This is a genomic window from Inquilinus ginsengisoli (assembly GCF_050434925.1).
Lineage (GTDB): Bacteria > Pseudomonadota > Alphaproteobacteria > DSM-16000 > Inquilinaceae > Inquilinus > Inquilinus ginsengisoli_B.
This window is the reverse complement of the sequence record NZ_JBNDJK010000001.1, coordinates 5808468-5831980: the sequence shown is the minus strand read 5'-3', so window position 1 is coordinate 5831980 and position 23513 is coordinate 5808468. Positions and strand designations below refer to the sequence as shown.

The 23513-nt window shown below is 66.8% G+C and carries 21 protein-coding genes and 1 pseudogene; 19 read left to right on the top strand and 3 right to left on the bottom strand.

Features of this window, described 5'->3' with window-relative positions:
* Window positions 1–3: 3 nt before the first annotated feature.
* From nuoL to QFZ27_RS27840, 9 genes are all read left to right on the top strand, one after another.
* The gene (nuoL, locus tag QFZ27_RS27880; RefSeq protein ID WP_429229722.1) at window positions 4–1950 is read left to right on the top strand and encodes an NADH-quinone oxidoreductase subunit L; all 1947 of its coding nucleotides are present in this window, start codon (window positions 4–6) and stop codon (window positions 1948–1950) included.
* 9 nt (window positions 1951–1959) lie between these two features.
* Entirely contained in the window at window positions 1960–3480 is a 1521-nt protein-coding gene (locus QFZ27_RS27875; protein WP_429229721.1) for an NADH-quinone oxidoreductase subunit M, read from the top strand.
* Between the two features lie 21 nt (window positions 3481–3501).
* Window positions 3502–4968 carry an NADH-quinone oxidoreductase subunit NuoN gene (nuoN, locus tag QFZ27_RS27870; RefSeq protein ID WP_429232499.1) on the top strand — a complete coding sequence of 489 codons (1467 nt, stop codon included), beginning with the start codon at window positions 3502–3504 and terminating at the stop codon, window positions 4966–4968.
* Window positions 4968–5726 (top strand): biotin--[acetyl-CoA-carboxylase] ligase, encoded by a 759-nt coding sequence (locus QFZ27_RS27865; RefSeq protein WP_429229720.1) that lies wholly within the window; start codon window positions 4968–4970, stop codon window positions 5724–5726. The genes nuoN and QFZ27_RS27865 overlap by 1 nt, the downstream gene beginning before the upstream one ends.
* Window position 5727: 1 nt before the next feature.
* On the top strand, window positions 5728–6513 hold the full coding sequence (locus tag QFZ27_RS27860; protein ID WP_429229719.1) for a type III pantothenate kinase: 786 nt from the start codon (window positions 5728–5730) through the stop codon (window positions 6511–6513).
* A complete protein-coding gene (locus QFZ27_RS27855; protein WP_429229718.1) occupies window positions 6510–8192 on the top strand; it encodes a ribonuclease J in 1683 nt (560 codons plus the stop codon). Before QFZ27_RS27860 ends, QFZ27_RS27855 begins: the two co-directional genes overlap by 4 nt.
* A 143-nt stretch (window positions 8193–8335) precedes the next feature.
* Window positions 8336–8740 (top strand): methylmalonyl-CoA epimerase, encoded by a 405-nt coding sequence (gene mce / locus QFZ27_RS27850; RefSeq protein ID WP_429229717.1) that lies wholly within the window; start codon window positions 8336–8338, stop codon window positions 8738–8740.
* Window positions 8741–8815: 75 nt separating this feature from the next.
* Complete coding sequence (locus tag QFZ27_RS27845) at window positions 8816–9082, top strand: DUF1467 family protein (RefSeq protein ID WP_429229716.1); 267 nt, start codon at window positions 8816–8818, stop codon at window positions 9080–9082.
* Window positions 9079–9636, top strand: a complete 558-nt coding sequence (locus QFZ27_RS27840; protein WP_429229715.1) for a DNA-3-methyladenine glycosylase I — start codon at window positions 9079–9081, stop codon at window positions 9634–9636. The genes QFZ27_RS27845 and QFZ27_RS27840 overlap by 4 nt, the downstream gene beginning before the upstream one ends.
* A 21-nt stretch (window positions 9637–9657) precedes the next feature.
* On the opposite strand, the gene QFZ27_RS27835 is transcribed toward QFZ27_RS27840, so the two are convergent.
* Both QFZ27_RS27835 and QFZ27_RS27830 read right to left on the bottom strand, forming a co-directional pair.
* Window positions 9658–10017, bottom strand: a complete 360-nt coding sequence (locus QFZ27_RS27835) for a hypothetical protein (protein ID WP_429229714.1) — start codon at window positions 10015–10017, stop codon at window positions 9658–9660.
* A gap of 270 nt (window positions 10018–10287) precedes the next feature.
* Window positions 10288–10494: a hypothetical protein gene (locus tag QFZ27_RS27830; protein ID WP_429229713.1), complete on the bottom strand. Its 207-nt coding sequence runs from the start codon at window positions 10492–10494 to the stop codon at window positions 10288–10290.
* Between the two features lie 170 nt (window positions 10495–10664).
* On the opposite strand from QFZ27_RS27830, the gene QFZ27_RS27825 reads away from it, so the two are divergent.
* Window positions 10665–12257, top strand: a complete 1593-nt coding sequence (locus QFZ27_RS27825; protein WP_429229712.1) for a hypothetical protein — start codon at window positions 10665–10667, stop codon at window positions 12255–12257.
* A 271-nt stretch (window positions 12258–12528) separates the two neighbouring features.
* On the opposite strand, the pseudogene QFZ27_RS27820 reads toward QFZ27_RS27825, so the two are convergent.
* A pseudogene (locus QFZ27_RS27820) lies at window positions 12529–13715 on the bottom strand (ISAs1 family transposase).
* 153 nt (window positions 13716–13868) lie between these two features.
* Here QFZ27_RS27820 and proS point away from each other — a divergent pair.
* From proS to dnaE, 9 genes are all read left to right on the top strand, one after another.
* Window positions 13869–15182, top strand: coding sequence for a proline--tRNA ligase (gene proS / locus QFZ27_RS27815; RefSeq protein WP_429229711.1), 1314 nt, complete (start codon window positions 13869–13871; stop codon window positions 15180–15182).
* A 176-nt stretch (window positions 15183–15358) separates the two neighbouring features.
* Window positions 15359–16621: a lipoprotein-releasing ABC transporter permease subunit gene (locus tag QFZ27_RS27810; protein ID WP_429229710.1), complete on the top strand. Its 1263-nt coding sequence runs from the start codon at window positions 15359–15361 to the stop codon at window positions 16619–16621.
* Between the two features lie 4 nt (window positions 16622–16625).
* Window positions 16626–17315, top strand: coding sequence for an ABC transporter ATP-binding protein (locus QFZ27_RS27805; protein ID WP_429229709.1), 690 nt, complete (start codon window positions 16626–16628; stop codon window positions 17313–17315).
* Window positions 17316–17376: 61 nt separating this feature from the next.
* Window positions 17377–17607: an AbrB/MazE/SpoVT family DNA-binding domain-containing protein gene (locus tag QFZ27_RS27800; protein WP_429229708.1), complete on the top strand. Its 231-nt coding sequence runs from the start codon at window positions 17377–17379 to the stop codon at window positions 17605–17607.
* The gene (locus QFZ27_RS27795; protein WP_429229707.1) at window positions 17597–18010 is read left to right on the top strand and encodes a PIN domain-containing protein; all 414 of its coding nucleotides are present in this window, start codon (window positions 17597–17599) and stop codon (window positions 18008–18010) included. Before QFZ27_RS27800 ends, QFZ27_RS27795 begins: the two co-directional genes overlap by 11 nt.
* A gap of 7 nt (window positions 18011–18017) precedes the next feature.
* Entirely contained in the window at window positions 18018–19265 is a 1248-nt protein-coding gene (locus QFZ27_RS27790; protein ID WP_429229706.1) for a lipoprotein-releasing ABC transporter permease subunit, read from the top strand.
* Window positions 19266–19305: 40 nt separating this feature from the next.
* Complete coding sequence (locus QFZ27_RS27785) at window positions 19306–19563, top strand: type II toxin-antitoxin system prevent-host-death family antitoxin (RefSeq protein WP_429229705.1); 258 nt, start codon at window positions 19306–19308, stop codon at window positions 19561–19563.
* A complete protein-coding gene (locus QFZ27_RS27780; RefSeq protein WP_429229704.1) occupies window positions 19551–19865 on the top strand; it encodes a type II toxin-antitoxin system RelE/ParE family toxin in 315 nt (104 codons plus the stop codon). The genes QFZ27_RS27785 and QFZ27_RS27780 overlap by 13 nt, the downstream gene beginning before the upstream one ends.
* An 86-nt stretch (window positions 19866–19951) precedes the next feature.
* Window positions 19952–23425, top strand: coding sequence for a DNA polymerase III subunit alpha (gene dnaE / locus QFZ27_RS27775; RefSeq protein WP_429229703.1), 3474 nt, complete (start codon window positions 19952–19954; stop codon window positions 23423–23425).
* Window positions 23426–23513 lie beyond the last annotated feature (88 nt).

The window sequence follows — 23513 nt, the reverse complement described above, 5'->3', positions numbered from 1 at the left end:
CCGATGGACATCGCAGCAATCTTCCTGCCGCTGGCCGGCTTCCTGATCGCAGGACTGTTCGGCCGCCTCATCGGCGACCGCGCCTCGATGGCCGTGACGACGCTCGCCGTCTGCGTCGCCTGCCTCATCTCCTGGTGGCTGTTCTTCGACGTCGCCATCGACGGCAACGTCCGCACCCATTCGCTGCTGCTGTGGATCAGCAGCGGCACCTTCGTCGCCGACTGGGCGCTGAAGTTCGACACGCTGACCGTGGTGATGCTGATCGTCGTGAACACCGTCTCCGCGATGGTGCACATCTACTCGATCGGCTACATGTCGCACGACCACTCCAAGCCTCGCTTCTTCGCCTATCTCAGCCTGTTCACCTTCGCCATGCTGATGCTGGTGACGGCGGACAACCTGGTGCAGCTGTTCTTCGGCTGGGAGGGCGTCGGCCTGGCCTCCTACCTGCTGATCGGCTTCTGGCACGAGAAGGAGAGCGCCCGCGCCGCCGCGGTGAAGGCGTTCCTGGTCAACCGCGTCGGCGACTTCGGCTTCGCTCTCGGCATCTTCGCCGTCTACAAGATCTTCGGCACGGTGCGGTATGAGGAGATCTTCGCCGCCGCGCCGAGCCTGGTCGATGCCCGGATCAACTTCCTCGGCATGGACCTGCCGGCCCTGACCACCGCCTGCCTGCTGCTGTTCGTCGGCGCCATGGGCAAGTCGGCCCAGCTCGGCCTGCACACCTGGCTGCCGGACGCGATGGAAGGCCCGACCCCGGTCTCGGCCCTGATCCACGCCGCCACCATGGTCACCGCCGGCGTGTTCATGCTGGCGCGCATGTCGCCCCTGTTCGAATACGCCCCGGATGCGCTGGCCGTGGTCTGCGTCGTCGGCGCGCTGACCGCCTTCGTCGCCGCGACGATCGGCCTGACCCAGTTCGACATCAAGCGGGTCATCGCCTATTCGACCATGAGCCAGCTCGGCTACATGTTCTTCGCCATCGGCGTCTCTGCCTACCAGGCGGCGATCTTCCATCTGCTGACCCACGCCTTCTTCAAGGCGCTGCTGTTCCTCGGTGCCGGCTCGGTGATCCATGCCATGGGCGGCGAGCAGGACATGCGCAAGATGGGCGGCATCTGGAAGCTGATCCCGTGGACCTACGCCCTGATGTGGATCGGCAGCCTGGCGCTGGCCGGCATCGGCATCCCGGGCGTGTTCGGCTTCGCCGGCTTCTACTCCAAGGACATGATCCTCGAGGCGTCCTGGGCCGCGCACACGAATGTCGGCGCCTTCGCCTACTGGCTCGGCATCCTGGCGGCGGTGATGACCGCCTTCTACAGCGGCCGTCTCCTGTTCCTGACCTTCCACGGCAAGCCGCGCGCCGACCACCACACCATGGACCATGTCCATGAATCCCCGCCGGTGATGCTGGTGCCGCTGCTGATCCTCGGCACCGGCGCGGTGCTGGCCGGTCTGATCGGCTACGACGTCTTCGTCGGCGAGGGGCGCGAGCATTTCTGGCGCGAGGCGATCCTGGTGCTGCACGGCCAGGACAGCATCGAAGGGGCGCACCACGTCGCCCTCTGGGTCAAGCTGCTGCCGCTGGTCGCCGGCTTGGTCGGTCTGGCCGCCTCCTGGCTGTTCTACATCCAGTCGCCGGGTCTGCCGGGCGCGGTGGTGCGGGCGTTCAAGCCGATCCACCAGCTGTTCTTCCGCAAGTGGTACTTCGACGAGATCTACGACGCCCTCTTCGTCAAGCCGGCCTTCGTCCTGGGCCGGGCCCTGTGGAAGGGCGGCGACGGGGCGATCATCGACCGGCTCGGGCCGGACGGCGTCGCCGCCACCTCGATCGGCATCGCCCGCCGGGCCAGCCGGCTCGAAAGCGGATATGTCTACCACTATGCCTTCGTCATGGTGATCGGCGTGGTCGCGCTGGTCTCCTGGTATGTCTTCGGCGGCCGGATCTGAGAGTGACCCATGGGTAATTGGCCGATCCTCTCGCTCGCCACCTTCCTGCCGCTGGTCGGGGCCGCGCTGATCCTGCTGCTGGCCCGGGGCAGCGACGCCGCCGTGGCCGCCACCTCCCGCTGGGTGGCGCTGTGGACCACGCTCGTCACCTTCGCCCTGTCGGTCGCCATCTGGCTCGGCTTCGACCCGACCGCGGTCGGCTTCCAGATGGAAGAGAAGGTGGCCTGGTTCCCCGACCTCAACATCGCCTATCACATGGGCGTGGACGGCATCTCGGTGCTGTTCGTCGTCCTGTCGGCCTTCCTGATGCCGATCTGCATCCTCGCCAGCTGGGAGAGCATCCACAGCCGGGTGAAGGAGTACATGGTCTCGTTCCTGATCCTCGAGACCATGATGATCGGCATGTTCTGCGCGCTCGACTATGTGCTGTTCTACGTCTTCTTCGAAGGCGTGCTGATCCCGATGTTCGTGATCATCGGCATCTGGGGCTCGGGCGAGCGCCGCATCTACGCCGCCTTCAAGCTGTTCCTGTTCACGCTGCTCGGCTCGGTGCTGATGCTGGTGGCGCTGCTGGCCATGTACGTCCAGGCCGGCACCACCGACATCCCGACGCTGCTGGCGACCGACTTCGGCTACGACATGCAGGTCTGGCTGTGGCTTGCCATGTTCGCCTCCTTCGCCGTGAAGGTGCCGATGTGGCCGGTCCACACCTGGCTGCCGGACGCCCATGTCGAGGCGCCCACGGCGGGCTCGGTGATCCTGGCCGGCGTGCTGCTGAAGATGGGCGGCTACGGCTTCCTGCGCTTCTCGATCCCGATGCTGCCCGAGGCGACGGCGCTGCTGACGCCACTGGTCTACGGCCTGTCGATCGTCGCGGTCATCTACACCTCCCTCGTCGCCCTGGCGCAGGAGGACATGAAGAAGATGATCGCCTATTCCTCGATCGCGCATATGGGCTTCGTCACCGCCGGCATGTTCTCGCTGACCCAGCAGGGCGTCGAAGGCTCGATCTTCCAGATGCTCAGCCACGGCGTGGTCTCGTCGGCGCTGTTCCTCTGCGTCGGCGTGGTCTATGACCGGCTGCACACCCGCGAGATCGCGCGCTACGGCGGCCTGGCCACCAACATGCCGAAATACGCCGTGTTCTTCATGATCATGCTGCTCGGCTCGGTCGGCCTGCCGGCCACCTCGGGCTTCGTCGGCGAGTTCCTGATCCTGACCGGCCTGTTCCAGGTGAACACCTGGGTCGCGACCCTGACCGCGACCGGCCTGGTGCTCGGCGCCACCTACATGCTGCTGCTGTACCGCAAGGTCATCTTCGGCGAGATCACGCGCGAGGATGTGCGGAAGATGACCGATCTCAGTCCGCGCGAGATCGTGCTCTTCGTGCCGCTGGCCCTGGTGGTGCTGTGGATGGGCATCTACCCGTCCAGCTTCCTGAACGTGATGTCGGTCTCGGTCGACCACCTCATCACCCAATACCACGCCGATCTCGGCCGCGCCGACGCGGTCGCGTTGGCCGTCCGCTGAGCCGGGGATCCGATCGCCATGGTGTCTTTTCCCGATCTGATGCCGGCCCTGCCGGAGATCTTCCTGGCCAGCGCCGGCATGGCGCTGCTGCTGATCGGTGTCTTCCTGGGCGAGAAGTCGACCCGGATCGTCGCCTCGCTGGCGGTGATGTCCTTCATCATCGCCGGCGCCCTGCTGGTGATGGGCCCGGGCGGCCGGACGGTGACCTTCAACGGCATGTTCGTGGCCGACGGCTTCGCCGTCTTCATGAAGATCCTGGTGCTGATCGGTTCGGCCCTCGCCCTGATCCTGTCGCTCGACTATCTCGAGCATGAGGGCATGTCGCGCTTCGAGTTTCCGGTGCTGTTCGTGCTGGCCACCGTCGGCATGCTGCTGATGATCAGCGCCAACAACCTGATCTCGCTGTATCTCGGGCTCGAGCTGCAGAGCCTGTCGCTCTACGTCGTCGCCGCCTTCAACCGTGATTCGGAGCGGTCGAGCGAGGCCGGGCTGAAGTACTTCGTGCTCGGCGCGCTGTCGTCGGGCCTGCTGCTGTACGGTGTCTCGCTGGTCTACGGCTTCCTCGGCACCACCAGCTTCGACGCGCTGGCCCAAGCCCTGTCCGGCCAGGCCGCGTCGGCCGGCGTCGTGGCGGGCGGCTCCTCGATGGGCGTGATCATCGGCCTGGTCTTCATCTGCGCCGCCTTGGCCTTCAAGGTCTCGGCCGTGCCGTTCCACATGTGGACGCCGGACGTCTACGAAGGCGCGCCGACCCCGGTCACCGCCTTCTTCGCGGTGGCGCCGAAGGTGGCGGCCATGGCGCTGTTCGTCCGCGTGCTGGTCGAGCCGTTCGGCCATCTCACCAGCCAGTGGCAGCAGATCATCGTCGTCGCTTCGGCGCTGTCGATGATCCTCGGCGCCTTCGCCGCGATCGCGCAGACCAACATCAAGCGGCTGATGGCCTATTCCTCGATCGGCCATGTCGGCTTCGCGCTGCTCGGCCTTGCCGCCGGCACCCAGCAGGGCATCACCGGCGTGATCGTCTACATGGCGATCTACGTGCCGATGAGCCTCGGCGCCTTCGCCGTGATCCTGTCGATGCGGATCAACGGCAAGCAGGTCGAGGGCATCCAGGACCTCGCCGGCCTCGGCAAGTCCAGCCCGGGCTTGGCCTTCGCCCTGGTGGTGATGATGTTCTCGATGGCCGGCATCCCGCCGCTGGCCGGCTTCTTCGCCAAGCTCTACGTGTTCAAGGCGGTGATCGAGCAGGGCTTCATCGTGCTCGCGGTGATCGGCGTGCTGGCCAGCGTGGTGTCGGCGGTCTACTACCTGAAGATCATCCGCGTGATGTATTTCGACGAGCCGAAGGTCGCCTTCGACAAGGCGGAAGGCGCGGCCATCCCGGCGATCCTCGCCGTCTCGACCCTGTTCATCGTCGTGTTCTGGCTGCTGCCGGCGCCGCTGACCGGGGCAGCCCAGGCGGCCGCGGCCAGCCTGTTCGGGGGCTGATGCCCGACAGTCCCACCCAGGTCACGCTGCCGGAAGGCTGGCGCCTCGACGCAAGGGACAGCGTCGGCAGCACCAATGACGAGGCACGGGCGCTCGCCGTTGCGGGCGCCCCGCATGGCACCATCGTCTCGGCCCGGCGACAGGACGCGGCCCGCGGCCGGCGCGGCCGCGCCTGGTCCGCGCCGGAAGGGAACCTCTACTGCTCCGCGATCCTGCGGCCGCAGGTGCCGTTCAGCCGGGCCGGGGAGCTGACCTTCGTGGCCGGTGTCGCCGTGGCCGACGCGGTGGCCGGCTTCGGGCTCGAGCCGAAGCTGAAATGGCCGAACGACGTGCAGATCGCCGGCGACAAGATGTGCGGCATCCTGCTGGAGGCCGCGGTCGCGCCTGACAAGACCGTCGACTGGATCGTTGCCGGCATCGGGGTGAACGTCGCGCATCATCCACAGCTCGCCGATTACAACGCCACCAGCCTGCATGCCGCCGGCGCCAGGGATGCGACCGTGGAGGCGGTGCTGGAACGCCTGGTCGCGGCGCTGGATCGCCGCCTGGCGGAATGGCGGACGGACGGCTTCGATGCCACCCGGGCAGCCTGGCTGGGCCGTGCCGTCGGCCTCGGCGCCCGCATCAAGGTGCGGCTGGAGACCGAGACGCTGGAGGGCGTGTTCGAGCATATCGATCCCAGCGGCGCTCTGATCTTGCGCACCGACACCGGCCGGCACAGCATCACCGCAGGCGACGTTTTCTTCGGGAGGGGCTGAGATGCTTCTCGCCATCGATGCGGGCAACACCAACATCGTCTTCGCGGTGTTCGACGGGACGCAGCAGAAGGGGCAGTGGCGGATCGCCACCGACAGCCGCCGTACCTCCGACGAATACGCCGTCTGGCTGGTCTCGCTTATGAAGATGCGGGGGCTGCGCCCGGTCGACGTCACCCGCTCGATCCTGTCCAGCGTCGTGCCGGCCGCCACCTTCAACCTGGCCAAGCTGTGCCGCGACCATTTCGGCACCGACCCGATGCGGGTCGGCGACCCCGAGGTCCAGCTCGGCATCAAGAACCTGTTGCGGAACCCGCGCGAGGCGGGCGCCGACCGGCTGGTCAACGCCGTCTCCGCCGGCGCCGCCTATCCCAAGCCGCTGATCGTGGTCGACATCGGCACCGGCACCACCTTCGACGTGATCAACGCCGATGGCGACTTCATCGGCGGCATCATCGCCCCGGGACCCCAGCTGGCGCTCGACGCGTTGCACAAGGTGGCGGCCCAGCTGCCAAAGGTCGAGATCGTGCGGCCGGAGCAGGTGATCGGCTACGGCACCATCAGTGCCATGCAATCCGGCATGTTCTGGGGCTATCTCAGCATGATCGAAGGGCTGATCACCCGCATCAAGGCCGAGCTGTCGCCGACCGGCACGCCGCCGGTGACGGTGATCACCACCGGCGGCCTCGGTAGCGTTTTCGCCCAGGCGACCCATATGATCGATCACATCGACAACGAACTGACCCTGCGCGGACTGCGCCTCATCTACGAGCGAAACACCACCACATGAATGCATCTCCCGCGGCCGGCGCCAACGGCCCCGACGACGCCCTCTATTTCCTGCCCCTCGGCGGTGCCGGCGAGATCGGGATGAACCTGTATCTCTACGGTCATGCGGGCCACTGGCTGATGGTCGATTGCGGGGTCACCTTCGCCGACGAATCGATCCCCGGTGTCGACCTGATCGTGCCCGATCCGGTGTTCATCGAGCAGCGGCGCGACAAGCTGCTGGCGATGGTCATCACCCATGCGCATGAAGACCATATCGGCGCCATCAGCCATCTGTGGCCCGATCTGCGCTGCCCGATCTACGCCACGCCCTTCACCGCCGCGGTGCTGCGGATCAAGCTGCGCGAGACCGACTTCGCCGACCAGGTGCCGATCATCGAGGTGCCGCTGGGCGGCGATGTCGAGATCGGCCCGTTCGGCGTCGGCTTCATCACCATGACCCATTCGGTGCCGGAGCCGAACGCCCTGGTGATCCGCACCAAGCACGGCAACGTCATCCACACCGGCGACTGGAAGCTGGACCCGGCGCCGCAGATCGGCGCCGTGACCGACGAGGCCAAGCTGCGCCGGCTCGGCGACGAGGGCGTGGTCGCGGTGATGGGCGACAGCACCAACGCCCTCAACCCCGGCCGTTCCGGATCGGAGGAGGAGGTGCGCATCGGACTGGCCGAGGTGATCAAGGCCCAGCGCAACCGCGTCGTCGTCACCTGCTTCTCCTCCAACGTCGCGCGCATCCACAGCGTGGCGCTGGCGGCGCAGCAGGCCGGGCGGCAATGCGCCCTGGTCGGCCGGTCGCTGTGGAAGATCATGGAGGCGGCGCAGGCCACCGGCTACATGAACGACCTGCCCCAGCCCTTCGTGCGCGAGGACCAGGCCGGCTACATCCCGCGCGACAAGATCGTGCTGATCTGCACCGGCAGCCAGGGCGAGGCGCGGTCGGCCCTGTCCCGCATCGCCGGCGACAGCCACCCGCACATCACGCTCGAAGCCGGCGACACGGTGGTGTTCTCGGCCCGCGAGATCCCCGGCAACGAGAAGGCGATCGGCCGGGTGCAGAACGCGCTGGTGGGGCAGGGCGTCGTCCTGATCACGCCGGATGACGCCATGGTGCACTGCTCCGGCCATCCGGCGCGGGACGAGCTGACCACCCTTTACCAATGGCTGAAGCCGCAGGCGGTGGTGCCGGTGCATGGCGAGGAGCGGCACATGCGCGCCCATGCGGCGCTGGCCGAGGCCGGGCAGGTGAAGCAGACCCTGATCCCGCGCAACGGCGCCCTGATCCGCCTGGCGCCCGGGCCGCTGGAGATCGTCGACAATGTCGAGCACGGCAAGCTGGCGCTGGACGGGCACCATCTGGTGCCGATCGGCGGCGAGGCGATCCGCGACCGGCAGCGCATCATCCACAACGGCGCCGCGGTGGTGACCCTGGTGCTGGACCGCGACGGCCGGCTGGCCGCGGACCCGCGGGTGGCGCTGCTCGGTATCGAGGACGCCGAGGACCAGGCTGACAGCGAGGCCGAGGTGGCGGACGAGGTCCGTTCGGCGATCGGGTCCCTGCCGCGGGCCCAGCGCAACGACGACACCGCGATCGCCGAGGCGGCGCGGGTGACGGTGCGGCGCACGATCCGCAGCTGGCACGGCAAGAAGCCGGTGACCGAGGTGCATCTGGTCCGGCTGTAAGGGGCAGGGGCTGCCTCTGCCGGCCTTTCCTTCCACTGTCATGCCCGGGCTTGACCCGGGCATCCAGAGACTGTCGACATCGTCTGGATTGCCGGGTCAAGCCCGGCAATGACAGAAAAAGGGTACCGACGAGGGAGCGCATCATGATCGGCCGGCTCAACCACGTCGCCATCGCCGTGCCGGACCTTCCGGCCGCAGTGGCGCTCTATGGCGGGACGCTGGGGGCGGAGGTGTCGGCGCCGGTCGACCTGCCGGAGCACGGCGTCACCACCGTCTTCGTCGTGCTGCCGAACACCAAGATCGAGCTCCTGCACCCGCTGGGCGAGGGCTCGCCGATCGCCAAGTTCCTGGAGCGCAACCCGAAGGGCGGCATCCATCACCTCTGCTACGAGGTCGATGACATCCTGGCGGCGCGCGACCGGCTGGTCGCGGCCGGGCTGCGCGTGCTCGGCGACGGCGAGCCGAGGATCGGCGCCCATGGCAAGCCGGTGCTGTTCCTGCACCCGGCCGACCTCGCCGGCACCCTGACCGAGATCGAGCAGGTCTGAGGCCAGGACGAAACGACCCATATCTCGCCGCGTGCCGGCCGGGTAAGCAGGGCGGAACACTCCGGGAGGGACCACATGGGCCTGGTCAGCGGCATCGTCGTATTCGTCATCATCTGGTGGACCGTGATCTTCATGGTCCTGCCCTGGGGCGTGCGGCCCGAGGTCGATGAGGCGCAGCCGGGCCATCAGGTCGGGGCGCCCGCCAATCCGCGGATGTGGCGCAAGGTCCTGATCACCACCGCCATCACCATCGTGCTATGGGTGGTGATCGATATCCTCATCACCGAGAACGTGTTTTCCTTCCGGGATTGGGCGGAATCATGGACGAGAGCGCAGCAGTGACCGAACCGGCGCCGGCGAAGACCTACTGCGCCTTCGCCGAGCGCGACCCGTTGCACAAGGCCTATCACGACACCGAATACGGCTTCCCGGCGCGTGACGACGCCGTGCTGTTCGAGCGGCTGATCCTCGAGATCAACCAGGCCGGCCTGTCCTGGGACCTGATGCTGAAGAAGCGCGAGACCTTCCGCCGCGCCTATGCCGGCTTCGACATCGACAAGGTCGCGGCCTTCGGCGACGCCGACCGTGCCCGGCTGCTGGCCGATCCCGGCGTGATCCGCAACCGGCTGAAGGTCGACGCCGCGATCGACAACGCCAGGCGGCTGCAGGCGATCCGCGAAAGCCATGGCAGCTTCGCCGCCTGGCTCGACGCTCATCACCCGCTGACCAAGGCGGAATGGGTGAAGCTGTTCAAGAAGACCTTCCGCTTTACCGGCGGCGAGATCGTCGGCGAGTTCCTGATGAGCCTGGGCTACCTGCCCGGCACGCATCACCCCGGCTGCCCGGTCTATGCCACGATCCTGACGCTCGACCCGCCCTGGCGGCGTGGGGGCTGAGAGCCCACCCAGGATAGCTGATCAGGCGGGGCGACCCCAGCCGGGTCCGTCCCGCTCGCCATCATGGGCGCCGATACTGGTGAGGTTTGGCCATTGGTCGGGGACCTTGCCCTGGGCTTCCCATTCAATCTGCCGGACCAGATTCTCGAACAGGGCGAGATAGCTTTCCCAGGCGACGGGATTGACCCGGCCGGCAGGCGTCGTCTGTCGGACGCGCTCGTAGGCCGTCCCGGCCGCAGCGCGGAACGCATCCTGATTTCGGGGCGTCAGCCAGCGCACATCAAGATGGGAGTAGAGTTCCACTCTCGACAGGTCGCCGGTCAGCCAGTCTGCAAGCTCGCGGTGCCCATTCTCTTCGAGTACGACGGAGATATCCGCCATCAGGTCTCTCAAAGCCCCACGCGAGCAGCCGAGGCCGACAGTGTCCGACACAATCAGGACGCCCATGGGTGCACCGAGCGGCATATGTAGTCATGCACAAAAAAACGGCAGGGCCGAAGCGCCTGCCGGTCGAAAACCTGTCTTTTTAATTGTGTCCGGCGGACTTTAGTCCTGCCGGCACTCCCGACAGTTTCCTCCCTAAACTCGAGCCTGCCCTTGTTGTTGATTTTGTTAAGGCGAGGCGGACCTTAGCGAGGAAAAACACGGCTGTCACGCAGAATCGCATGCCCCCCATGCGGTCTGATCAGGGCGAATTTGTGCACAAACAAAATCGCCCGGAATCGCGTCTGCCGGACGGATATCCCACACGCATCCGGCGAGCGTTCTAACGCCCATATAGACAATGAAGCCGAAGCCTATTCCATGGGCGATTGCGCAAGCCGGCGGCATCGCCGCGGCGCAGACCACGAAGGTCATTCATTCCGGTCATGCATTGAACCATACCAAAACCGGGGCTGGCGATCTCCGCCGCTTCCGCTCACTCATTGTGGTCTCGGCGCCGCGCCGGCGGGGTCGTTCAGTATTCCTTTGGTTATTCCACGCTGATTCACAATTGGCTCTCAGGCACAGCAACGGAGGACAGGCCGATGGCGGATGCACCAGACACCGGACAAGGGACCGGAGGCCGGAGCGGTGGCGCCGATCTGGCGAACCAGCCGGGCGTCATCAGCTGGGTCAATGCCCTGACGAGTTCTCACGCCAGTGGACATCAGGAGGGGGGCTTCACAGCGGCATCGTCGCAGCCTGAGGGCGATTGGATCGAGATGCTGCCGTCCGGGGCGGAGGTGACAGCGGCAGTCACCGAGTTGCTCAGCCGCGACCTCGAGCTGGCCCGGAAGGTGGACGCCGTCTTCAAAGATCCCGACTTCGTAGCCTTCATGGGTGCGCGGACCGACCCGGACGATCCGGCACAACCGGCTCCCGACCTCGAGGCGGTCCAGGACGCCGTCCGGCAAATCATCAACCAGATTGGCGCGAGACCGTCCGACAAAGATGACGCCATCCGCTGGGGGCTCAATTTCTGGCAGGTTGCCAAGACGACGGGCCTGATCAGCCTCCTGGGTTTCGGTCTCCGGCCAGGTTTCCAATCCCTGACCGCTCAGTCGCTGAAGCTCGGCCAGCCTGACGAAAATACCCGGCTTGCCGAAGGCGTCTTCTACACAGGTCAGGCCGTCAGCTCTCTCATCATGCTGACCTCGGCTGCCTTGAACGCCAAGGACCAGAAGTGGGATGCGACCATCGGAGACCTTATCTATACCTTGTCCATGCTAGGCGGTATTGGATTCGCGAGAAGCTACGACGTCGCTGCCAGCCTTGCGCCGGCGACGGTGGGCGCCGCGTTCTATGCAAGTTTCACTGAAATCCTGAAGACATTCAGGACGATGAAGGTGCCGCAGCTCGCCGGCGTCGACCCGACCGGTTGGAGAAAGATCGGAGTATATCTGGCGGGGGCCACCACATTTACCTTGAGCTTCATTCCTGCCACAGCCTGGTCATATTCAAACGATTACGTCGGGCCCGGCGGGTTTGCAGACCAGAATGCCGGCGACATGATTCGAAGAGGAGCCCAGATCGGCGTCTTGTGGGCCGGAGCACTGGTCGGTTACAACACCCTGACGCCGCCGCTCGTGAAACTGGTCGCGGGCAACCAATTCGGGGCCATCGGTCCGCTCGAATACGAGGCCGAGTGGAAATCGAACAAGGAATTGCTCGAGAAGAGTCCAAAGGAATTGCTAAAATCTGCATTTTCGGTGGCAAACGATAGCAATAAGTTCTTTGCGTTTGTCTTGGTTTTCAATACATTTCTGGCCCTCAACGGGGGAGTGCGGCTGGGTCCGGCCGGGCAAGATGCAATTCCGAATGAAGCACTCCGTATCTTCGTCAATACGGTGATTTCGACCATATTTTGTGAGGCTCTGTGCTATATTTACGAAATGCAATACGGCACAAGGAAGCAGAAGCCAAGCGAGGTCCTGACCGAAGGCAGCGAAGGACACGATCGGGTGGAGGCTGCCCTGGACGCGTTTTACGGTGAGGTGATCGCAGCGGAAGAACCGATCCCGATAGCCGACCTGCCCGATCTGATCGCACAACGTGCAACCACTTTGGAGACCGATGCGGAGAGCGCCCTGTTCACCGTGCTTGTCTACACCCAGACGATGCCCCGGGGGATCGAATAGGACCGGATATCGAATGTGGCGTCCACGCCACCGCAATCAGAGGGGGGTGGATCGGACGCAGGGGATCCGGAGCCGGCCGTGTCGCCGCCGGAGGGAGGATCGGACCCGGTTGATCCAGAGTGAGCAGCCTTGTCGGAGACGAGGTGAGTCGGGCTGAAACCCGATGACCGGAGGCCGCCCTGCCGGCGGCCTCCGACATCACTCCCGGGGCACGAGCATTGCGGCGAGTGTCGGCAGATTCGTCGGCCCGCGTCAGGGCTACGAATCCAAGTTACCGGTCTGGCATGGAGAGTAGCGAGCTGAGGTATTCAGGGGACCAGGCGGCGATTTTGCGGCGGAGTTTGAGAGATTTTTTATCGTGGGCGTTGCGTAGGAGGTTGAGAGCGAAGTGTCGGACGACGGCCATGTTCTGGGCACCGTGTCCCTTGCGGAGCCTGGACTGGTCTTCGCGGAAGGTGACGTCGAGGACCCAGTGCAGGCGGTTCTCGATGGCCCAGTGTCCGCGCACGGCCTCGGCGGCCTGGGTGGCGGAAGGCTGGCGGAGGAGATGAAGTATCGGGTGTCCTGGCGGCAGCGGTCGGCCAGTTCGACCTTGGCGTGGACGCGGAGGATGCAGGCGACGCCGGGCAGGCGGAGCTCGCCGGGGAAGCGGCGTTCGCCGGAGAGCCAGTCGACCTCGCGGAGCACATCGACGCGGCGGTGCTCGATGCGGCCATGGGCTTTGTCGAGATCGATGTCGGTATCGAGGCTGTGAGGTTCGGCAGCGGCGAAGCCGGCTTCGATCTCGGCCCTGAGGGTCGGCTGGTTGGCTTTGACCGCCAGCAGATAGTCGGCGCCGACCTTTCGGATGGCCGTGGCGATGTCGGCATTGGTGGCGATGGCGTCGATCGAGACCAGGGCGCCTTTCAGCCCGTCCTCGGCGCCGAGCCGTTCGAGCAGGACGGGGATCGCGGCCAGCTCATTGGCCTTGTCGGGCACGGCCTCCTGGCCGAGCACCAGCCGGCGGGTGGTGGCGAAGGCCGAGACCAGATGCAGCGGCCCGGCGCCCGCCGCCCGGTCATGGCTGCGGCGCGAGGTCTTGCCGTCGATGGCGACCAACTCCGGCCGTTCCGGCCAGGTCTCGCGCACCCAGTCGCTGAAAGCGGCCGAGAACAGCGCCGGGTTGATCCGGTTCATCAGGATCGTCAGCCAGCGCTCGCCCGGCACCCCGTGCTCATACGGCAGATAGCGCCGCAGAAACGGCAGATGAGCCTCGCCCCACGACGCGATCCCCTCATAGTCGTCGCAGTCCGCCAGCGTCCCGCACACCACCAGCAGCAGGATCTCCGGCAACGGATGCAGAATCCGACGCACGTCCCGCGGATCCTCGATCGTCGAAAAATGCTCCAACAACGCCCGCAGCCGCGACTCGGCCACGCACTCCCCTGCTCTTCGCTCATCTCGGCGGCTCCGAATCATCCGCCTCCAGCGATTCACCCTTTCTCCCCCCTGTCACCTGTAACTTGAGTTCGCTGCCCTGGGCCCGCGGAACCCCGCATGGACAGGCTGCCGGTCCTTCCCTAAAGTCGCGCGCCTGAAGTGTCCCAACGGTTCCAGACGAAGGCCCGCTCGATGCGCCTGTCCCAGTTCTTCCTGCCCACCCTGAAGGAGAATCCCAGCGAGGCGCAGATCGTGTCGCACCGGCTGATGCTGCGTGCCGGCATGATCCGCCAGCAGGCGGCCGGCATCTATTCTTGGCTGCCGCTGGGTTTCCGGGTGTTGAAGAAGATCGAGCAGGTGGTGCGCGAGGAGCAGGATCGCTTCGGTTGCCAGGAGATCCTGATGCCGACGATCCAGCCGGCCGATCTGTGGCGCGAGAGCGGCCGCTACGACGATTACGGCAAGGAGATGCTGCGGATCCGCGACCGCAGCGACCGCGACATGCTGTACGGGCCGACCAATGAGGAGATGGTCACCGACATCTTCCGCTCGTCGGTCAAGAGCTACAAGCAGCTGCCGCAGCTGCTGTATCACATCCAGTGGAAGTTCCGGGACGAGGTGCGCCCCCGCTTCGGCGTGATGCGCGGCCGCGAGTTCCTGATGAAGGACGCCTACAGCTTCGACATCGATTACGAATCCGCGCGACGGTCGTACAACAAGTTCTTCGTCTGCTATCTCAGCACCTTCGCCCGGCTGGGGCTGAAGGCGGTGCCGGTGAAGGCCGACACCGGCCCGATCGGCGGCGATCTGAGCCATGAGTTCCAGATCCTGGCCGAGACCGGCGAGAGCCAGGTCTATGTCGATCCGCGGCTACTGGAGCTGGACACCGAGGCCCGTCAGCTCGGTCCCGAGGACGACCTCGCCGCCTTCGTCGACCGCGTCACCGGCCTCTACGCCGCGGCGGACGAGATGCACGACCCGGCCAACTGCCCGGTCCCTGCGGCCGAGCTGCAGACCCGGCGCGGCATCGAAGTCGGCCACATCTTTTATTTCGGCTCCAAATACTCGGCGCCGATGGGCGCGACCGTGGCCGGGCCGGACGGCACGCCGCGGCCGGTCGAGATGGGCAGCTACGGCATCGGCGTGTCGCGCCTGGCCGGCGCCATCATCGAGGCCAGCCATGACGAGGCCGGCATCATCTGGCCGGATGCGGTGGCGCCCTTCGATGTCGGGCTGATCAACCTGAAGCCGGGCGACGCCGCCTGCGACGCGGCGGCCCAGGACCTGTACCAGCGCTTCCAGGCCGCCGGCCTCGACCCGCTCTACGACGACCGCGACGAGCGGGCGGGGGCGAAGTTCGCCGAGATGGACCTGATCGGCCTGCCCTGGCAGGTGGTGATCGGGCCGCGCGGCGCCGCCAACCGCGTGGCCGAGATCAAGCGCCGGGCCACCGGCGAGAAGATCGAGCTGCCGCTCGACGCGGTGGTGGCGCGGATCAAGGGCTGAGCCGGCTTGGCTGGCCCGGAGGGATCGGTCTCAATGACCAATACCAAATTGTCATTGCCGGGCTTGACCCGGCAATCCAGAGGATGTCGACAGCTTCTGGATGCCCGGGTCAAGCCCGGGCATGACAGCCAGGGGGGCGTCGTCCTCCTTGGCCTGGCAACCTGACCCTCCACCCCATGTTTAACGCCTTCGAACGGACCGTCGCCTTCCGTTACCTGCGGGCTCGCAGGAAGGAGGGCTTCATCTCCGTCATTGCCGGCTTCTCCTTCGTCGGCATCCTGCTGGGGGTGGCGACGCTGATCATCGTCATGTCGGTGATGAACGGCTTCCGCGCCCAGCTGGTGCAGCGCGTGCTCGGCCTCGACGCCCATCTCAAGGTCAGCGCCGCGGCCGGGGCGGGCGTGCCGGACTACGGCCCGCTCGCCGACCGGCTGCGGCAGGTGCCGGGCGTGGTGCGGGTGTCGCCGGTGATCGAGGACCAGGCGCTGGTCAGCCGGGATTCCGACTTCACCACCTTTCAGGGCGCGCCGGTGGCGGTCGAGGGTGTCGAGCCGGCGGATTTTCTCGGCCGTCCGGCGATCGCCCGGTCGATCCTGATCGACCGGCCGGAGGATTTCTCCGGCACCGACGGGATCGCCATCGGCAGCGGCCTGGCCGGGCAGTTCGGCGTCCGCCTGGGCGACGAGCTGACGCTGATCACGCCGCATTTCAACCGCACCGCCTTCGGTTTGGTGCCGCGGGCCAAGACCTACACCGTGGCCGCGATCTTCTCGACCGGGCTGCAGGAGCCCGATGCCGCGACCGTCTACATGCCGCTGGAAGCGGCGCAGCAGCTGTTTCAGATGAAGGATCAGGTCGGCGGGCTCGACATCTTCACCACCGACCCGGAGCGGCTCGACGCCGTGCGGGCGAAGGTGGCCGAGTTGGCCGGGCCGGACCTCAAAGTGTCGGATTGGCGCGACGCCAACGCCACGATCTTCACGGCACTGCAGGTCGAGCGCAGCGCCATGTTCGTCATCCTGACCCTGATCATCCTGGTGGCGGCCTTCAACATCGTCTCCAGCCTGGTGATGCTGGTGAAGGACAAGGGCGGCGACATCGCCATCCTGCGCACCATGGGGGCTTCGCGCGGCGCCATCCTGCGTATCTTCTTCCTGGCCGGCGCCACCATCGGCATGGTCGGCACCCTGGCCGGGCTTGCGCTCGGCCTCGGGCTCGCTGCCAATATCGACGCCATCCGCGAGTGGCTGCAGGGCGTTCTAGGTCCGGACACCTTCGCCGCCGAGTTCAGCTTCCTGGCCTCGCTGCCGGCGCTGGTCGACCCGGGACAGGTGGTCGCGGTCTGCCTTCTCGCCATCGGCCTGACCTTCCTGGCCTCGATCTTCCCGGCCTGGCGGGCCGCCCGGCTCGATCCGGTGGAGGCTCTGCGCTATGAGTGACGCCATGCCGTCTTCCGCCGCCGAGGTCCTTCGCCTCGAAGGGATCCGCCGCAGCTTCCACCAGGGCGAGACCCGGCTCGACGTGCTGCGCGGCGCCGAGCTGTCGCTGGCCGGGGGCGAGATCGTCGCTCTGGTCGGTCCCAGCGGCGCCGGCAAGTCGACCCTGCTGCACATTGCCGGCCTCTTGGAGCAGCCGGATGGCGGCACCATCACCATCGCCGGCCAGCGCTGCGACGGCCTGGGCGACGGGCCGCGCACGGCGCTGCGCCGCTCGGCCATCGGCTTCGTCTACCAGTTCCATCACCTGCTGCCGGAGTTCAGCGCCATCGAGAATGTGGTGCTGCCGCAGATGATCGCCGGCCGCTCGCGCTCGGAGGCGCGCCAGCGCGGGCGGGATCTGCTGGCCCGGGTCGGCCTGGCCGGCCGGCTGGAGCATCGCCCGGCCCAGCTGTCGGGCGGCGAGCAGCAGCGCGTCGCCATCGCCCGGGCGCTGGCCAACGCGCCGAAGGTGCTGATCGCCGACGAGCCGACCGGCAATCTCGACCACACCACCTCGGATTCGGTGTTCGAGATGCTGGTCGAGGTGGTGCGCTCGACCGGCGTCGGCGCCCTGATCGCGACCCACAACCTTGAGCTGGCCGCGCGCATGGACCGGGTGGTGGAGATGCGCGACGGCGTGCTGGCGGCGCGTTGAAGATACGGCGGGCGCCCGTTCCATGATATACTTTAAGAAATGTATATGGATGGAGGTTGCCATGCAGGTCGCCAGATGGGGAAACAGCTTGGCCGTCCGCTTGCCCGCCGCCGTGGTCGAGGCGCTGAATCTGAAGGAAGGCGACGACATCGAAATCCACGTCCAGGACAAGCGGGAGTTCGCCGTGTCGCGCAAGCCCGGGCGGGAGGAATGGCTGGCCCGGCTTCGCGCGTTCCGCGGCCGCCTGCCCGAGGATTTCAAGTTCGATCGGGACGAGGCGAATGCCCGGTAGCTTCTTCGATTCGAACGTGCTGCTCTACATCGCCTCCGCGGATCAGGCCAAGGCGGATCGGGCGGAACGCCTGATTGCCGAAGGCGGCACGATCAGCGTTCAGGTGCTGAACGAAATCGCGAATGTGGCGCGCCGGAAGATGACGTTGTCGTGGGACGAGACACGGGCGTTCCTGTCGATGGTGCGTGCCCTCTTGCCGGTGGAGCCGTTGACAACGGCGCTTCACGACACGGGCCTCGCGATGGCTGAGCGATATGGCTTCTCGATCTACGACGCCATGATCGTTGCCGCGGCGCTTCAGGCCGATTGCGATACGCTCTGGTCGGAGGACATGCAGCACGGGCTGATCGTCGAGCGCCGGTTGCGGATCGCCGACCCTTTCGCACCGGCTCCCGGCCCCTGAGAGACCCATGTTCAACGCCTTCGAACGCACCGTCGCCTTTCGCTACCTGCGGGCCCGCCGCGGCCAGGGCTTCGTCTCGCTGATCGCCGGCTTCTCGCTGCTGGGCATCATCATCGGCGTCGCCACGCTGATCACCGTCACCTCGGTGATGAACGGCTTCCAGACCGAGTTGCTGGCCCGGTTCCTCGGCCTCAACGCCCATGTCAGCGTCGCTCCCCTGGGCGGGCCGGCCATCGCCGACTATGAGCCGATAGCCGGTCGGCTGCGCGGGGTCGACGGCGTCACCCGGGTGGTGCCGGTGGTCGAGGGCCAGGCACTGGCCAGCGCCGGCAAGGCCTCGGCCGGCGTCCAGATCCGCGGCGAGAGCCCGGAGGATTTCCTGGCCCGGCCGCTGATCGCGCAGAACCTGCAGCTGCAGGCGCCCGGCGCCTTCGCCGGCGGCGATGTGGTGGCGATCGGCCGCGGCCTGGCCGAGAAGCTCGGCCTCGGCCTGGGCGGCAAGCTGACGCTGCTGGCGCCGGGCGCGGCGGGGCAGGGGGAGCAATCCGCCGGACCGACCGCGCGGGCCTTCACAGTGGTCGCGATCTTCGATGCCGGCCTCTACCAGTTCGACAGCGGCGTCGCCGTGGTGCCGCTGCCGGCGGCGCAGTCTCTTCTCGGCCTCAAGGGCGTGTCCCGGCTCGACCTCATGGTCCGCGACCCGGACCGGATCGGTGAGATCGCTGCGGCCCTGCAGCAGGCCGCCGGCCCCGGCGTGCGCTTCTTCGACTGGAAGCAGGCGCTGAGCGGCTACCTCGACATCGTCGCCGGGCAGCGCAACGTGCTGTTCGTGATCCTGTCGCTGATCGTGCTGGTGGCCGCCTTCAACATCATCTCCAGCCTGATCATGCTGGTGAAGGAGAAGGGCGCCGACATCGCCATCCTGCGCACCATGGGGGCCTCGCGCGGGTCGATCCTGCGCATCTTCTTCCTGGCCGGCGCCACCATCGGCGTGATCGGCACCCTGGCCGGGCTCGGCCTCGGCATCGCCCTGGCCGACAGCCTGGAGACACTGCGGCAGTGGCTGCAGCAGCTCACCGGCACGCCGATCTTCGACCCCCGGCAGTACTCCCTGACCCGGATACCGACCGAGATCGACGCCGCCGAGGTCATGCTGGTCTGCGGCATGGCGCTAGCCCTGTCGCTGCTGGCCTCGATCTACCCCGCCTGGCGCGCCGCCCGTCTCGATCCGGTCGAGGCTCTGCGGTACGAGTGAGCGCCTTGCCGGGATGAAAGTGATACTCTAGTATCACTCCATGCGAACCGAACTGGTAACGACCCTCAAGCGCAAGGCCACCGATCTACTCGCCGAGCTGGAGCGGGACCGCGAGCCGATCCTGATTACCCAGCATGGGCTGCCGAGCGCCTATCTCGTGGATGTTGAGACCTTCGAGACCCTGCAGCAGCGCATGGAGTTGCTCGAAGGCATCGCCCGTGGCGAGCAGGCGATTGAGGACGGGCGAACGTTGACGCAGGACGAGGCCGTGCAGCGCATGGCGCGATGGCTGAAATAGTCTGGACCGAGCCGGCGCTGAGCGATCTGGATGCGATCGCCGACTATATCGCGATCGAGAATCGGGCGGCGGCGCAGCAGCTTGTCAAGCGCGTCTTCCGGCATGTTGGCAGGCTGGCAGAGCAGCCAGACCTGGGGCCGAGGCCGCCAGAGTTGGCGAATTCACGCTTTCGGCAGATCGTTGAGCCGCCTTGCCGCGTCTTCTATCGAGAGGATGGAGAGCGGGTCTTCATTCTCCATGTGATGCGCGGGGAGAGGCTTCTCCGGCCCGAGCTTCTGGCGGCTCGAACCTCGTCGCAGTGACGACGAAGGCCTCCCCGATACGCTATGAATATCCGTCGCCCGATTCCGTCGGGCCATTCCCGTCCGTCGCCGCGGAGAGCCGCCGCATGCCACACGCCGATTTCGTCCATCTGCGCGTGCACAGCGCCTATTCCCTCTCGGAAGGGGCGATCAAGATTAAGGAGCTGGTCGGCATCTGCAAGAAGCTGCAGATGCCCGCCGTGGCGGTCACCGACACCGGCAACCTGTTCGGCGCGCTGGAGTTCGCCTTCGCTGCCAAGGATTACGGCATCCAGCCGATCATCGGCACCATCCTCAGCATCACCCGGGCGGAGACGGAATCGGGCGCCCGCGTCGGCGGCCCGGCCATCGCCGACCCCGACTGCCTGGTGCTGCTGGCCCAGAACGAACGCGGCTACGAGAACCTGATGGCGCTGACCAGCCGCGCCTATCTGGAGACCGAGCAAGGGTTGGCGCCGCAGCTGGCGCTGGAGGATCTGGCGGGCCACACCGAGGGCGTCATCGCCCTGACCGGCGGGCCGAAGGGCCCGGTCGGCCGCCTGCTGCTGGCCGAGCATCCGGAGCGGGCGCTGGCCACGCTGCGCTATCTGAAGACGCTGTTCCCCGGCCGGCTCTATGTCGAGCTGATGCGCCACGGCATGGAGGAGGAGGACCGGATCGAGGCCGGCCTGATCGACTTGGCCTATGCCGAGGACGTGCCGCTCGTCGCCACCAATGACTGCTTCTTTGCCGGCGAGGATATGTACGAGGCGCATGACGCCCTGCTGTGCATCGCCGACGGCACCTATGTGGTCGAGGCCAACCGCCGGCGGGTAACGCGCGACCACCGCTTCCGCTCGGCCGAGGAGATGCGGCAGCTTTTCGCCGACCTGCCGGAGGCGGTCGACAACACGATGGTGATCGCCCGGCGCTGCGCGGTGATGCCGAAGAAGCGGAACCCGATCCTGCCGACCTTTCCGAGCGAGGCCGGCCGGACGGAGGCGGAGGAACTGCGATCCCAGGCCCATGACGGGCTCGCGGCCCGGCTGGAGGCGCATGTCTACACGCCGGAGATGACGGCGGAGGAGCGGGAGGCGGTGCGGGAAAAGTACACCGCCCGGCTCGACTACGAGCTCGACGTCATCGAGAAGATGGGGTTTCCGGGCTACTTCCTGATCGTCGCGGACTTCATCAAATGGTCCAAGGCGCACGACATCCCGGTCGGGCCGGGCCGTGGCTCCGGCGCCGGCTCGGTGGTCGCCTGGGTGCTGACCATCACCGACCTCGACCCGCTGCGCTTCGGCCTGCTGTTCGAGCGGTTCCTGAACCCCGAGCGTGTGTCGATGCCGGACTTCGACATCGACTTCTGCCAGGACCGGCGCGACGAGGTGATCACCTATGTCCGCGACAAATACGGCCATGACCGGGTCGCGCAGATCATCACCTTCGGTAAGCTGCAGGCCCGCGCCGTTCTGCGCGACGTCGGCCGGGTGCTGCAGATGCCCTACGGCCAGGTCGACCGGATCTGCAAGCTGGTGCCGAACAACCCGGCCAACCCGGTCACCCTGGTCCAGGCGATCGATGGCGAGCCGGCGCTGCAGCAGGAGCGCGACAACGACCCGGCGGTGCGCCACCTGATCGACCTGGCGATGAAGCTGGAGGGGCTGTACCGGCACGCCTCGACCCATGCCGCCGGTGTCGTCATCGGCGACCGGCCGCTGCACGAGCTGGTGGCGCTGTACCGAGACCCGCGCTCGCCGATCCCGGCCACCCAGTTCAACATGAAGTATGTCGAGCAGGCCGGGCTGGTGAAGTTCGACTTCCTCGGCCTGAAGACGCTGACCGTGCTGCGTGTGGCCGAGAACCTGATCAAGGCCAGCGGCGTCGACATCGACCTGGCGCATATTCCGCTCGACGACGGCCCGACTTACGCCATGCTCGGCCGGGCGGAGGCGACCGGCGTGTTCCAGCTGGAAAGCTCGGGCATGCGCGACGTGCTGCGGCGGATGAAGCCGAACCGCATCGGCGACATCATCGCGCTGGTGGCGCTGTACCGCCCGGGCCCGATGGACAACATCCCGACCTTCATCGAGGTCAAGAACGGCACCAAGGCGCCGGACTACCTGCACCCATCGCTGCAGCCGATCCTGGAAGAGACCTACGGCATCATGGTCTACCAGGAGCAGGTGATGCAGGTGGCGCAGACCCTGGCGGGCTATTCGCTCGGCGGCGCCGACCTGCTGCGCCGCGCCATGGGCAAGAAGATCAAGGCGGAGATGGATGCCCAGAAGGCCACCTTCGTCGAGGGCGCCGTCGCCCGCGGCGTGCCGGCGGGCCAGGCCTCCACCATCTTCGACCAGGTCGAGAAATTCGCCGGCTACGGCTTCAACAAGTCGCACGCCGCCGCCTATGCCATCGTCGCCTACCAGACCGCCTATCTGAAGGCGAACCACCCGGTCGAGTTCCTGGCCGCGTCGATGACGCTCGACCTCGGCAACACCGACAAACTGAACGTCTTCCGGCAGGAGCTGACACGCCTGAAGATCAAGCTCCTGATCCCCGACATCAACAAGTCGGAGGCGGTGTTCGCGGTGGAGACGCTGCCGGACGGCAACAAGGCCATCCGCTACGCCCTCGGCGCAATCAAGGGCGTGGGGCCCGAGGCGATGCGCAGCCTGGTGCAGGAGCGCGAGCGTGGCGGGCCGTTCAAGGACCTGTTCGACCTGGCCAGGCGGCTCGACCTCAAGCTCATGAACAAGCGTCAGCTGGAGAACCTGGCCCGCGCCGGCGCCTTCGATTCGATCGAGCGCAACCGGGCCCGTGTCGTCGCCTCGTTCGAGACGCTGCTGCGCTATGCCCACACCATGGCGGCGGAGCGGGAGAGCGGCCAGATCGGCCTTTTCGGCGGCCCGGCCGGCGGGGGCTTGAGCGCGCCGCCGCTGCCGACCATCCCGGACTGGGATTCGATGGAGCGGCTGCGGCAGGAGTTCGACGCGGTCGGCTTCTACCTCTCGGCCCATCCGCTCGACACCTACAACACCAAGCGTCTCGGCTCCGTGCGCTCGGCCGAGATCGGCCAGAAGATGCGGATGGGGCACACCCAGCTGCGTCTTGCCGGCATCCTGATGGCCAAGCGCGAGATGACGACCAAGACCGGCAACCGCATGTGCTTCGGCACCTTCTCCGACGCCAGCGGCGTGTTCGAGGTCACCTTCTTCGCCGAGACCCTGGCCACTGCCCGGCAGCTGCTCGAGGTCGGCGCCGCCTTGGCCATGGCGGTGGAGATCCAGAGCCGCGGCGAGGAGTTGCGGTTGACCGCGCTGTCGGTCGAGCCGATCGACCAGGCCCTGGCCCGCAGCGCCGCCCGCTTCGTCGTCTATGTCGACGGGGTGCAGGCGATCCAGCCGCTGCACGGGCTGCTCGACCGCGAAGGGCAGGGGCGCTGCAAGGTCAACCTGCAGCTGCTGCTGTCGCCGAGCGAGGAGGTCGAGATCGAGCTGCCCGGCGGCTACGCCGTCGGCGGCCGGGCCAAGGCGGCGCTGAAATCGGTGCCCGGCGTGCTCAGCGTGGAGGAGTTCTGACGTGGTGCTTTAGCCCACGCCTCACGCAGAACCTTGCTCCAAGCCCCGCCGGTGAAAGCCCGCGGGGCTTTTCATTTTGCCCTCGGCT